The 13,126-nt window shown below is 69.9% G+C and carries 5 protein-coding genes, 1 tRNA gene and 1 pseudogene; 1 reads left to right on the top strand and 6 read right to left on the bottom strand.

What is annotated here, in order from left to right; genetic code table 11:
• Positions 1-105: 105 nt before the first annotated feature.
• On the bottom strand, positions 106-1,971 hold the full coding sequence (locus tag ABZ135_RS26920; protein ID WP_356698976.1) for a hypothetical protein: 1,866 nt from the start codon (positions 1,969-1,971) through the stop codon (positions 106-108).
• A gap of 194 nt (positions 1,972-2,165) precedes the next feature.
• On the opposite strand from ABZ135_RS26920, the pseudogene ABZ135_RS26925 reads away from it, so the two are divergent.
• A pseudogene (locus ABZ135_RS26925) lies at positions 2,166-3,384 on the top strand (tyrosine-type recombinase/integrase); the annotation flags it as partial.
• Between the two features lie 47 nt (positions 3,385-3,431).
• Here the strand turns inward: ABZ135_RS26925 and ABZ135_RS26930 are convergent.
• The 5 genes from ABZ135_RS26930 to topA all read right to left on the bottom strand — a co-directional run bounded on the left by ABZ135_RS26930 (position 3,432) and on the right by topA (position 12,937).
• Positions 3,432-3,505: transfer RNA gene (locus ABZ135_RS26930), tRNA-Thr, on the bottom strand.
• Between the two features lie 96 nt (positions 3,506-3,601).
• Positions 3,602-5,143, bottom strand: a complete 1,542-nt coding sequence (locus ABZ135_RS26935) for an alpha/beta hydrolase (RefSeq protein ID WP_356698978.1) — start codon at positions 5,141-5,143, stop codon at positions 3,602-3,604.
• Between the two features lie 105 nt (positions 5,144-5,248).
• On the bottom strand, positions 5,249-6,451 hold the full coding sequence (locus ABZ135_RS26940; protein ID WP_356698980.1) for a DNA polymerase III subunit delta': 1,203 nt from the start codon (positions 6,449-6,451) through the stop codon (positions 5,249-5,251).
• Positions 6,452-6,558: 107 nt separating this feature from the next.
• Positions 6,559-9,936 carry a dTMP kinase gene (gene tmk / locus ABZ135_RS26945; RefSeq protein WP_356698982.1) on the bottom strand — a complete coding sequence of 1,126 codons (3,378 nt, stop codon included), beginning with the start codon at positions 9,934-9,936 and terminating at the stop codon, positions 6,559-6,561.
• Positions 9,937-10,066: 130 nt separating this feature from the next.
• Positions 10,067-12,937: a type I DNA topoisomerase gene (topA, locus tag ABZ135_RS26950; protein ID WP_356698984.1), complete on the bottom strand. Its 2,871-nt coding sequence runs from the start codon at positions 12,935-12,937 to the stop codon at positions 10,067-10,069.
• Between the last annotated feature and the right edge of the window lie 189 nt (positions 12,938-13,126).

Genomic DNA, 13,126 nt, shown 5'->3' on the forward strand with positions numbered 1-13,126 from the left:
GCGAGTTGAGACCACGATTGAGACCGATCCGACACCTGTAGCTGCTCTCATTCGATTGAGCGGAGGCATCAGAATCAGAGTTCATGAGCTGTGACCACAGCCTACTCAAATCGGCCTGACCTTCTCAATAACGCGGTTGAACAAGCCTTTCCACAACCGCTCCAATCGAGCTGGGCGTTTAGGTGAAAGCCCCAGCTCTACGAGCACGTAGTCACGTAGCGAAGCCCGCCAAAGGCCAGCATCCCGCTTTCCTTCCAGTAGGTCCACAAAGGACGGGCCACCCCACTCCTGAACGCCTTCCACAATCTCCAGCTCGGCGACGTCGACAACCTGCACGGGCGCTATACCCGGACCCTGAAGAAGGTTTTCTCTGCGTAGCAGATCCTCGATCATTGAGCTTGTGACCGGATTGAAAGGAAAGCCCTCGCTAGCGACAATCACCGGATAGAAGACACGAGGACTACCAGGAGACCCGGTAAGACGCGCTTCGTCGCCGCGTATTGCATCAATCGTCGACTGAATCTGCGCAGCTTTATATTTCACCAAGGCATCCAGATCCTTCTTCACCGTCTCACCTGATGTGCCTGCTACAGATTCCCGCATCAACTGGCGAGTCGAGATATCAACTACGACCCAGCGATCACCATAGTCAATTACCGCGTCGACTACCTTACGCCTTCTCCCGTACGCCTGACGCAGATCCTCCTCGAAGAAGATTGACTTACGCAGGCGCGGGGCTATCGATCCGAGAATCTCCAGCGCGTAAATTTCACTGACGCGTCCAGCATAATCACGTAGCTGCCCAGTCCTCTTCCTGTCGTCCTTCAGCTTATCCAGCACGTCAAAATACGGGAGCCACCCAAAGACCCTGTGCATTAGTAGCCGCGGATCCAAAACAAGAATTCCTCCGTCTACAGTCAGGATGGGAAACCTCTCAAACGGAGCGATGGACCACTCCAACCCGCCATCCAGCTCAGTAATGTCATTAGCGAGGTGATAGCGCAGTCCATCCAAGGTGCATGCCAAATGCGACAGCACCGCTACCACCCGCTCCAGAGGTACCCCACAGGACTGGAAGTAGCTTGCCGGAATGAACGTCTTATGATGCAGCGACACATGGGACCAAGCGGCCATGACCACGGATTCCAGCTCATCCAGGTCAATCCCTACCTCGGCCCGGTACAGATCCTCAAATGAACCTAGATCTCTGTGAGGGTTTTCCCTGGAAATCTCCCTCCAGCGGCGAGAGAAGCTGGCCATCAGAGAAGCGGAATCTAGCGGACGATTGAGGTGCTGATTACTGATCATGTGGCGGGCCAAGACCCCGGGGAGCCCGTCGGAATCCACAACCACATTCTCGCCGTCCGGAATATCACCACTTTGATCAAGGTGGTCACCGAGCGCCAACGGGATCAAGCCCAGCAGCCCCACGTCCACAGGTTCGCTTGATTGCGTGGATGAATAAATAAGAGCCAGCTTGGCTACTGCATGCAGCAACTGCGGGGCCACGAACACGCGACCCTCATTCACGAAGGAAATCGCCTTGACGCGCAGCAATCCTTGAAAATGCAACTCGGCATATTCGCGATCCAGCCTGCCGTGGTCGACTCCAGGGTCATAATACCGCGCAAGCCATTGCGACGTGAATCCGAGCACCTCAAATACGTTGACCTTTTTCAAAAGATCAATTACGACAGCGAGGTGAGATTTTTCGCCCACCAACTCCTCGTAAGTGACATAGGTCTTAATCAGGTCGATCGGGGCCGGCGCCACTCCGACACGCTCGGGGACAAAAATTCCGGACGGGCGCTGAACGTATTGGACGGACAATAGCCTTGCGGTCGTACCCGAGATGAATTTAGCGCCGTTTTTAATCTCCACCAAGTAAGGAGATTCGGTTCTCCCGGCCGTGTCGCCGCAAAGGAGGTTGCGAATCCGATCGAGTCTGGCTGCCACATGTCGATCACTCATGCCGGTTCCTGTCTAACGCCTATGGAGCTAGGGTAGATCGCCAACACTCTGATCGCTGGGCATTTTGGGTCCAACAGGTACAGGGTCGGATCGGGGGGCAGAGGCTTGAGTGGGCCGGAGCCGCAAGTGGTTCGAGCCAACCACGCTCCCGCGGCACCATGGGAAGCTTGAAACCGGCGAGCGGAGAGGAGAGCAAGGCTGGCCGCAAGCCGACCGTGGAACAGTGGATGACCACCTATCTCACGGACATAGCGTCCCTGAAGCTGAAGCCGCGCTCTCTGGATGACTACTGGTCCAAGACCCGGAACGACGTCATCCCCGGCATCGGCAAGCACCGTCTTGACAAGCTTCAACCGGAGCACCTGGAGCGGATGTACCGGGTCATGCTCGATGGGGGACACGCGCCTTCTCACGTGCTGAAGGTGCACCGCATCCTGTCCCGCGCTCTGAAAATCGCCCACCGCCGACGCCTCATCGTGGAAAACGTGGCCACCCTCGTGGATCCGCCCACGGTAGACGAGACGGAGGCAGACCCCTTCACCACCGAAGAAGCCAAAGCGTTTCTACAGGCCGCGGCCAAACGCCCCACCTTCATGCGATGGTGCGTCGGTGTCGGCATGAGCTTGCGGCAGGGCGAGACTCTGGGCCTGAGGTGGCCATACGTCGAATTCGACAACGAACTGTTCCGCCCGGAGTGGCAGCTTCAGCGCCTCACGTGGCGGCACGGCTGCAAGGCCCACACGCGTGCGGCGCCAAGTTCCACCGGTTCGAGCCGTGCCCGCCGGACTGCACGACACACAAGGGCTACAAACGTGGATGCCCAAAGCGGTGCCCGGAGACCTGTACGAGTCACGCCCGCGCCTGCCCCGACCGCAAGGGCGGCGGGGGCTGGTCTTCACCCGCCCCAAGACCAAGAAGAGCAGGAACGCCGTGCCTATCCCGCCGCCGTTCATCCCCTACCTGCGCGAGCACAAGGCGCGGCAGGAAGAAGCGCGCACCGAAGCGGGCGATGCGTGGGAGGAACACAAGCTGGTCTTTACGCGCCCGGACGGCCGCCCCCTCGACCCTCGCCAGGAGTGGGAGGAGTTCAAGGAGCTGTTGGCGGAAGCCGGGATCGACGACCGCCGCCTGTACGACGGGAGTCGGCACACCGCCGGCACGATCCTGAACGAGCTGGGGGTGGACCTGGTGACCATCATGGAGATCCTGCGGCACACCCAGGTGACCCAGACTCGCCGGTACGTAAAGGGTCGGTCTGAGCAGTCCCGCGACGCTATGAGGCGCATGGGAGACACCTTCCTGCCTCACCTGCCGTCGCAGAGCCAGGGCACCGCCGAACCCCCTACTGAGACCAAAACTGAGACCGGCGGCACACGGGCCGCCCGCTCCCGGCTCCGTCGCCGCGTCCGCTGAACCACAAAACCCCAGGTCAGAAGAGTCCGACCTGGGGTTCCAGAGTGAGCCGCCTTCGGGATTCGAACCCGAGACCTACGCATTACGAGTGCGTTGCTCTGGCCAACTGAGCTAAGGCGGCATGCCGTGCGGTCCCATGGTGGGTGCAGCAGCGTCGCCAAGTCTACACAGTTTCCGGGGGTGCTCCGACCACCCCCGGAAGGGGGGCGTCCGGGGGCTATGAGCAGCGCTTTCCGTCCTTGGGGACGGTGCCCTCCAGGAGGAAGGCGTTGATCGCGGTGTCGACGCAGTCGCTGCCGCGGCCGTAGGCGGTGTGGCCGTCGCCGTCGTAGGTGAGGAGGATGCCGGAGGAGAGCTGGTCGGCGAGGGCGCGGGCCCACTTGTAGGGGGTGGCGGGGTCGCGGGTGGTGCCGACGACGACGATCGGCGGGGCGCCTTCGGCGGTGATGCGGTGGGGGCGGCCGGTGGCGGGGGTGGGCCAGTAGGTGCAGTTCAGGGCGGCCCACGCGAGGTTGCGGCCGAAGACGGGGGACGCCTTCTCGAAGGACGGCACCGCCTTCTCGACGGCCGCGGGGCCGGAGAACGCGGGCGGGAGGTCCAGGCAGTTCACGGCCGCGTTCGCGAACATCAGGTTGGCGTAGGAGCCGTCCGTCTCCCGCTCGTAGTAGGTGTCGGCCAGGGCGAGCAGCGCCGTGCCCTCACCGCCCATGGCCCGCGTCAGGGCCTCCCGGAGCTGGGGCCAGGCGGCCTCGTCGTACATGGCGGTGATCACCCCGGTGGTGGCGAGGGACTCGCCCAGCTTGCGGCTGCCGTCCGTCGGCACCGGCTCGGCGTCGGTCTCCCGGAAGAAGCGCTGGAGGGCGGCGAGGGCCGCCGGGACGGATTCCGCGCCCAGCGGGCAGTCGGACTTCTTCACGCAGTCGGCCGCGAAGGCGTTGATCGCGGTCTGGAAACCGGCGGTCTGCTCCCGGTTGAGCTCCTCGGCCGACAGGGAGGGGTCCATCGCCCCGTCGAGGACGAGCCGCCCGGCCCGCTCGGGGAACAGCTCGGCGTACGTCGCGCCGAGGAAGGTGCCGTACGAGGCGCCCACGTACGTCAGCTTCTCGTCGCCGAGGACCGCCCGCACGATGTCCATGTCGCGCGCCGTCTCCACGGTGGAGACGTGCGGCAGGACCTTGCCCGAGCGCTTCTGGCAGGCCGCCGCGAAGCCCTTGAAGGAGCCTTCGAGGGCGGCTCGCTCGTCCGCGCTGTCCGGGGTCAGGTCGACCTGCGTGTACGCGTCCATCTGCGGGCCCGTCAGGCACTCGACCGGCGCGCTGCGGGCCACGCCGCGGGGGTCGACGCCCACGATGTCGTAGCGCGCGCGGACCGGGGCCGGGTAGCCGATGCCCGCGAACCCCTGGACGTAGCCGACGGCGGAGCCGCCGGGGCCGCCCGGGTTCACCAGGAGGGAGCCGAGCCGCTTCCCGGGGCCGGTGGCCTTGGCCCGGGAGACGGCCAGCCGGACCTCGTCGCCGCCCGGCTTCGCGTAGTCCAGCGGGACCCGCACCGTGCCGCACTGGAAGTCGGCGACACCGCAGTCCCGCCAGCTCACCTTCTGCGCGTAGTACGACGACAGTGCGGCGGCCGGCGCCCCCGAGGCGGCGGGCGGGCTCTGCGCGGGCGCGGCGGCGCCGCCCCCGTCCGTACAGCCGGAGAGGACGAGGCCACCGACCGCGAGGGCGGTGGCGGAGATGCGGAGGATGCGCCGGGAGTCCATTCCCGGAGCGTATCGAAACGGGTACGGAACGTGTCCAATCGCCCCTGTGGACAACCGGGAGTCACGGGATGAGCGACCGGGGCCGGTGGCGCCGGCGGCGGCCGGTCAGTCCCGCAGGGCCATCGCCATCGCCTCCACCGCCAGCAGCGGCGCCACGTTCCGGTCGAGGGCCTCGCGGCAGGCGAGCACGGCCTCGATGCGGCGCAGCGTGCGCTCGGGGGTGGTGTCGCGGGCGATCCGCTCCAGGGAGTCGCGCACGTCCTCGTTGGCGAGCGGGGTCCTCGCGCGCAACTGGAGGGCGAGCACATCGCGGTAGAAGCCGGTCAGGTCGGTGAGCGCGAGGTCGAGGCTGTCGCGCTGGGTCCGCGTACGGCGGCGCTTCTGCCGCTCCTCCAGCTCCTTCATCGCCCCGGCCGTGCCGCGCGGCATCCGGCCGCCCTGGGCCGCGCCGAGCGCCGCCTTCAGCTCCTCGGTCTCCTTGGTGTCGGTCTCCTCCGCGGCCTGCTTGGCGTCCTCGGCCGCCGCGTCGATCAGCTCCTGGGCCGCCCGCAGTCCGGCGCCGACGTCGCCCACCCGCAGCGGCAGCTTCAGGACCACGGCGCGGCGGGCCCGCGCCCGCTCGTCGGTGGCGAGCCGCCGGGCCCGGTCGATGTGGCCCTGAGTGGCCCGCGCCGCCGCGTGCGCCACCTCCGGCTCGATGCCGTCGCGGCGGATCAGCACGTCGGCGACGGCCTCCACCGAAGGGGTGGTGAGGGTCAGGTGCCGGCAGCGGGAACGGATCGTGGGCAGCACGTCCTCCAGCGACGGCGCGCACAGCAGCCACACCGTGCGCGGCGCGGGCTCCTCCACCGCCTTCAGGAGCACGTTCGCCGCGCCTTCGGTCAGGCGGTCGGCGTCCTCCAGGACGATGACCTGCCAGCGGCCGACGGCCGGGGAGAGCTGGGCCCGCCGGACCAGGTCGCGGGTCTCCTTCACGCCGATGGAGAGCAGGTCCGTGCGGACCACCTCGACGTCGGCGTGCGTCCCGACGAGGGCCGTGTGGCAGCCGTCGCAGAAGCCGCAGCCGGGCGCCCCGCCGAGCGCCCGGTCGGGGCTCACGCACTGCAGCGCCGCCGCGAACGCCCGCGCCGCCGTGTCCCGCCCGGCCCCCGGGGGGCCGGTGAACAGCCAGGCGTGCGTCATCTTCGACGCGTCGGGCCCGTCCTCACCGGCGGCCTGCGCGGTCACGAGCGCGTCGGCGTCGCGCGCGGCGGCGGCCAACTGCTCCTGGACCCGCGGCTGCCCCACGAGGTCGTCCCATACGGCCATGTCTGCTGCCCCTCCTCAGGTACGCCTCCCATTGTGGAGCACCCCACCGACAGTCCCCCGACAGTCCCGTCCCGTCGACGGCGAGGAGCCGGCAGAGGCGGCGGCCGTCAGCGACGGCGCCGGCGCTCGTCCTCGTCGTCGTCCCCGAAGGAGCCGAGCAGCTCGTCCGCGAGGGTCGGCAGGTCGTCCAGCGGAGTCTCCTCGGCCCAGTCGGAACGGCGACGCGGCCTGCCGTTCTCGTCGACCTGCGGCAGCTCACGGGTGCGGTCCTCGCCGCCGTCCGCCTCGTCGCCCCGGGCCCGCTCGTCCCGGAAGAAGTCCTGCGGCACCCGGTCGGCTGGGTCACTGTTCCGTACGGGCGGGAGCACAGCAGTCTCGTCGGCGTCCCGTACGGGCGGGAGCACAGCCGTTTCGTCGGCGTCCCGAACGGTCGGCAGCACGGCCGTCTCGTCGGCCTCGCGGATCCGCGGGATGACGGTGGTGTCCTCGTCGAGCCGGACGATCGGGGTGGGGACGGTGACCTCGTTCGGGGACACGGTGGGCGTGTCGTCCGCCGCCGAGTCGCCCCCCTTCGGGGCACCCGGCGCCCCGGCACCCGTGCGCCCCGCGCCCGTCCGTCCCGAGCCCGGCTTCCCCTTCTCCGTACGACCGGCACCCGGCTCGGCGGCGTCCGGCCGCACGATCGGCGTCGCCACCGTGATCTCGTTCGCCGACTGCTCCAGAGCCCTCGCCCCGGCGGCCCTGCGCGCGGCCTCCGCCTGCTCGGCGGCGGCCTTCTCCGCCGCGGCCTTCTCGGCGGCCGCCTTGTCCCGCGCGGCCTTCTCGGCCGCCTCACGGGCAGCCTCGGCCGCCGCCTTCGCCGCGGCCGCCTTCTCCTCGGCGGCCTTCCGCGCGGCTTCCTCCGCCGCCTTGCGGGCAGCGTCCTCGGCCGCCTTCGCCGCAGCGGCCTCGGCGAGCCTGCGGGCCTCCTCGGCGCGGATCAGCGCCTCCTCGGCCTTGCGCTGCTTCTCGCGGCGGCGCTCCTCGGCCTCGGCCCGCAGCCGGGCCTCCTCCTCGGCCTGCTTGCGGCGCCGTTCCTCCTCCTCGCGGCGCGTCTTCTCCTCGGCCTCGCGGCGCCTGCGCTCCTCCTCGGCGGCGATTCGGGCCTCCTCGGCGCGCTGCCGGGCCTCCTCCGCCTGACGCTCGGCCTCCAGGCGACGGGCCTCTTCCTCCTCGCGCCGCTTGCGCTCCTCCTCCTCGGCACGGAGCTTGGCGAGCTGCTCCTGGCGCTCCCGCTCCAGGCGCTCCTCCTCGGCCTTGCGGGCGGCCTCTTCCTCCGCCTTCCTGCGCGCCTCCTCCTCGGCCTTCCTGCGGGCCTCCTCCTGGGCCTTCACCTCGGCCTCGGAGAGCGGCAGCATCCGGTCGAGCCGGTGGCGTACGACGGTGGTGACGGCCTCCGGCTCCTGGCCGGCGTCGACGACGAGGTAGCGGCCGGGGTCCCCGGCGGCGAGGGCGAGGAAACCGGCCCGCACGCGCGCGTGGAACTCGGGCGGCTCGGACTCCAGCCGGTCCGGGGCCTCGGTGAAGCGCTCACGGGCGGTCTCCGGGGAGACGTCGAGCAGCACGGTCAGGTGCGGTACGAGCCCACCGGTCGCCCAGCGGTTGATGCGGGCGATCTCGGTCGGGGACAGGTCACGGCCGGCGCCCTGGTAGGCGACGGACGAGTCGATGTACCGGTCGGAGATCACGACCGCGCCGCGCTCCAGGGCGGGCCGGACGAGGGAGTCGACGTGCTCGGCGCGGTCGGCCGCGTACAGCAGCGCCTCGGCCCGGTTGGACAGTCCGGCGCTGGAGACGTCGAGCAGGATCGAGCGGAGCCGCTTGCCGACCGGAGTGGCGCCGGGCTCGCGGGTGACGACCACCTCGTGGCCCTTCGCGCGGATCCACTCGGCGAGCGCCTGCACCTGGGTGGACTTGCCGGCGCCGTCACCGCCCTCCAGGGCGATGAAGAAGCCGGTCGCCGACGGCGCCTGGGCCGGGTCGGCGCCGCGCAGCGCGTCGCGCAGGTCACGGCGGAGCGGGACACCGGCGCGGTCGTCGGTCTTGGCGAGGACGAGCGCGGCGACCGGCAACAGCAGCGCGCCGACCAGCATCAGGGTGAAGGCGGCGCCGCCGTGGGCGAAGACGAAGTCGCCGGAGGCGAGGCGGTGCGGGCCGATGGCGGCGGCGAGCAGCGGGGCGCCGAGCGCGCCGATGCCGATGCCGACGCGGACGACGGCCTGGAGGTGGTCGGTGACCCGCGGCCTGCGGGCCTCCTCGGTCTCCTGGTCGATCAGGCTGTGCCCGGTGCGGGCGGCGACACCGGCCGCGTACCCGGCGAGGGCGGCCAGCGCCAGGACGGTCGCGGTGTCCGGCACGAGGCCCGTGGCGAGCAGCGCGACGCCGGTGACGGCGAGCGCGAGGGCCAGCAGCCGGCGCCGGGAGAGGACGGTGAGGACGGATCCCGCGGTGCGGATGCCGACGGCGGTGGCGCCGCTGAGCGCGAGGATCAGCAGGGCGTACGTGACGGGCCCGCCGCCCAGGTCATGGGCGTGCAGCACGGCGACGGCCGCGGCCGCGGCGATGGCGGCGGCGACGGTCGCGCAGGCCAGGACGAGCAGCCCGAGCGCGCCGGTGCGGCCCTTGTCCGCGGGGAGCCGCAGGCCCTCCAGGGGCGAGCGGGGGCGCGGGGTCGCGGCGCCGGGCAGTTCGAGGAACCACAGGACGGCGACGGAGGCGGCGAGGAGCCCGGCGGCGACGTAGGAGCCGAGGGCGGCCTGGTGCCGGCCGAACCAGTCGATGCCGCTGCCGAGCAGGTTGCTCACCAGCGTCGCGAGGAGCAGCACGCCGGCGGCGGCGGGCACCGCGAGGAAGCCGGTGCGCAGGCTGAGCGTGCGCAGCGCGCCCAGGTGGTCGGGCAGTGGCCGGACGGCGGCGCCTTCGAGGGGCGGGGCGGGCAGCAGCGCGGGGGCGGCGCCCTCCCTGGCGACGGTCCACAGGCGCTCGGCGGCGCCGGTGACGAGGACGGTGCCGAGCAGGTACCAGAGCGCGTGGTCGGGGGTCCAGTCGATCCACAGCGGGGCGACGACGAGCAGGGCGGCGCGCAGCCCGTCGGCGCCGATCATGGTCCAGCGGCGGTCGAGCGGGCCGCCGGGCGCGGTCAGCGCGGTGAGCGGGCCGAGCAGCACGGCGCCGAAGAGGACGGCGGCGACCATCCGGGCGGCGATCACGGCGGCCACGGCGAACGCGGCCCCCCGGTATCCGCCGCCGAGGGCGCCGGCCGTCACGGCCGTCTGATAGCCGAGCAGGATCAGGACGAGGAGGGCGAGTGCGTCGCCCGTACCGCCGACGAGCTGGGCGCTCCACAGCCTGCGCAGAGGCTGATGGCGCAACAGGGCCCGTACGGCACGTTCCCGGGAATCGGCGACGAGTGCGGCGTCGGTGTCTGGCTGCTCTGCTCGCGTCATCCGTCCACCCTATCCGGACGCCCTTGCTCCTTGCGGCCGTCACCCGAACAAACAGACGGGGGGTGCGGACCCGGAAACGGCCCGCACCCCCCGTGCTGTCGGGAAGGTCACTCCGGCTCGACGGCCGTGGTCACTCCGACGGCGCGGCCGCCGTCTTCTTCGCGGCCGTCGTCTTCTTGGCAGCCGTCTTCGCCGCGGTGGTCTTGGCCGCCGTGGTCTTGGCCGTGGTCTTCTTGGCGGCCGTCTTCTTCGCGGTGGCGGAGGCGGTGGTCTTCTTCGCCGCCGTCTTCTTGGTGGCGGTCTTCTTCGCCGGTGCCTTCTTGGCCGCCTTCTTCGCGGGGCCCTTGGCCCGCTTCTCGGCGAGCAGCTCGTAACCGCGCTCCGGCGTGATCGTCTCCACGCTGTCGCCCGTGCGCAGGGTCGCGTTGGTCTCGCCGTCCGTCACGTACGGGCCGAAGCGGCCGTCCTTGACGACCACGGGCTTCTCGCTGACGGGGTCGGTGCCGAGCTCCTTCAGCGGGGGCTTGGCGGCGGCCCGGCCACGCTGCTTGGGCTGGGCGTAGATCGCCAGCGCCTCCTCCAGCGTGATCGTGAAGAGCTGGTCCTCGCTGGTGAGCGAGCGCGAGTCCGTGCCCTTCTTCAGATACGGGCCGTAGCGGCCGTTCTGCGCGGTGATCTCGACGCCCTCGGGGTCGGTGCCGACGACCCGGGGCAGCGACATCAGCTTGAGCGCCTCCTCCAGGGTGACGGTGTCGATCGACATCGACTTGAAGAGGGAGGCGGTGCGCGGCTTGACCGCGTTCTTGCCGGTCTTCGGGGTGTCCTCGGGGAGGATCTCCGTCACGTACGGGCCGTAGCGGCCGTCCTTGGCGACGATCATGTTGCCGCTGACGGGGTCCTTGCCCAGCTCGAAGTCGCCGCTCGGCTTGGCGAGCAGTTCCTCCGCGTACTCGACGGTGAGCTCGTCGGGCGCCAGGTCGTCGGGGACGTCGGCGCGCTGGTGGCCCTCCTGGTCCTTCTCGCCGCGCTCGACGTACGGGCCGTAGCGGCCGACGCGGAGCACGATGTCGTTGCCGACGGGGAAGGAGGAGATCTCCCGGGCGTCGATGGCACCGAGGTCGGTGACCAGCTCCTTCAGGCCACCGAGGTGGTCGCCGTCGCCATTGCCGGCGTCCGCCGCACCGCCCTGCACGCCCGTGGAACCGCCCTCGCCGAAGTAGAAACGCTTCAGCCACGGCACCGCCTGGGCCTCGCCGCGCGCGATGCGGTCGAGGTCGTCCTCCATCCTCGCGGTGAAGTCGTAGTCGACGAGCCGCCCGAAGTGCTTCTCCAGGAGGTTGACGACGGCGAAGGAGAGGAACGACGGCACGAGCGCCGTCCCCTTCTTGAAGACGTAGCCGCGGTCGAGGATGGTGCCGATGATCGAGGCGTACGTCGACGGGCGGCCGATCTCGCGCTCTTCCAGCTCCTTGACCAGGCTGGCCTCGGTGTAGCGGGCCGGCGGCTTGGTGGAGTGGCCGTCGACGGTGATCTCCTCGGCGGAGAGCGCGTCGCCCTCGGCGACCTGCGGCAGGCGCCGCTCGCGGTCGTCGAGCTCGGCGTTCGGGTCGTCGGCACCCTCCACGTATGCCTTCATGAAGCCGTGGAAGGTGATCGTCTTGCCGGAGGCCGAGAACTCGGCGTCCCGGCCGTCGGCGGCGGTGCCGCCGATCTTCACGGTGACCGAGTTGCCGGTCGCGTCCTTCATCTGGGAGGCGACGGTCCGCTTCCAGATGAGCTCGTACAGCTTGAACTGGTCGCCGGTCAGACCGGTCTCCGCCGGGGTGCGGAAACGATCACCCGAAGGGCGAATCGCCTCGTGCGCCTCCTGGGCGTTCTTGACCTTGCCGGCGTAGACGCGCGGCTGCTCCGGCAGGTACTCGGCGCCGTACAACTGCGTGACCTGCGCCCGGGCCGCGGCCACGGCGGTCTCGGACAGCACGGTCGAGTCCGTACGCATGTAGGTGATGAAGCCGTTCTCGTACAGCTTCTGCGCCACCTGCATGGTCGCCTTCGCGCCGAAGCCGAGCTTCCGGCTGGCCTCCTGCTGGAGGGTGGTGGTGCGGAAGGGGGCGTACGGGGAGCGGCGGTACGGCTTCGACTCGACCGAGCGGACGGAGAAGCGGGTGTCGGCGAGGGAGGCGGCCAGCGCGCGGGCCTTCTCCTCGTCGAGGTGGAGCACGTTCTGGGTCTTGAGCTGCCCGTCGGCGCCGAAGTCGCGGCCCTGCGCGACACGCTTGCCGTCGACCGCCGCGAGCCGCGCGACCAGGGACGACGGGTCGGACGGGTCACCGGCGCGGCCGGTGGAGAAGGCGCCGGTGAGGTCCCAGTACTCGGCGGAGCGGAAGGCGATGCGCTCGCGTTCGCGCTCGACGACGAGCCGGGTGGCGACGGACTGGACACGGCCGGCGGACAGGCCGCGCATGACCTTCTTCCACAGGACCGGCGAGACCTCGTAGCCGTAGAGGCGGTCGAGGATGCGGCGGGTCTCCTGGGCGTCGACCATCCGCTTGTTGAGCTCGCGGGGGTTGGCGACGGCGGCCTGGATCGCGTCCTTGGTGATCTCGTGGAAGACCATCCGGTGGACCGGAACCTTGGGCTTCAGGACTTCCTGGAGGTGCCACGCGATGGCCTCGCCCTCGCGGTCCTCATCGGTGGCGAGGAAGAGCTCGTCGGACTCGGCGAGCAGCTCCTTCAGCTTCCTGACCTGCGCCTTCTTGTCGGCGTTGACGACATAGATGGGCTGGAAGTCATGATCGACGTCGACGCCGAGCCGGCGCACCTCGCCGGTGTACTTCTCGGGCACCTCGGCGGCGCCGCTCGGGAGGTCGCGGATGTGCCCGACGCTCGCCTCGACGACATAGCCGGGGCCGAGGTAGCCCTTGATCGTCTTCGCCTTGGCAGGCGACTCGACGATGACGAGTCGGCGGCCGCCCTGTGCGGTCTCGCTGGTCGGGGACAACTTCGCTCTTCTCTCCGGTCGACGCTCTCTGGCACGTACTGACTGCGTACGTACGGCGCAGGCGCAGCGTACGTACGGCGCTGGCACGCACGGCAGTGGCACGTACGGTGACACTGTCGTCGCTGCGGAGTGTGACGGTACAACCCGCCCCCGTGTCAAACGGCGAAAGCCCGCAACGGCCACTCGAAC

It is taken from the genome of Streptomyces sp. NPDC006339 (genome assembly GCF_040612775.1).
In the GTDB taxonomy this organism is placed as follows: Bacteria; Actinomycetota; Actinomycetes; order Streptomycetales; family Streptomycetaceae; genus Streptomyces.

Coding starts and splice junctions, on each gene's coding strand:
- ABZ135_RS26920 (WP_356698976.1), bottom strand. CDS start 1,971: ATGAGTGATCGACATGTGGCAGCCAGACTCGATCGGATTCGCAACCTC.
- tmk (WP_356698982.1), bottom strand. CDS start 9,936: ATGACGCGAGCAGAGCAGCCAGACACCGACGCCGCACTCGTCGCCGAT.
- ABZ135_RS26940 (WP_356698980.1), bottom strand. CDS start 6,451: ATGGCCGTATGGGACGACCTCGTGGGGCAGCCGCGGGTCCAGGAGCAG.
- ABZ135_RS26935 (WP_356698978.1), bottom strand. CDS start 5,143: ATGGACTCCCGGCGCATCCTCCGCATCTCCGCCACCGCCCTCGCGGTC.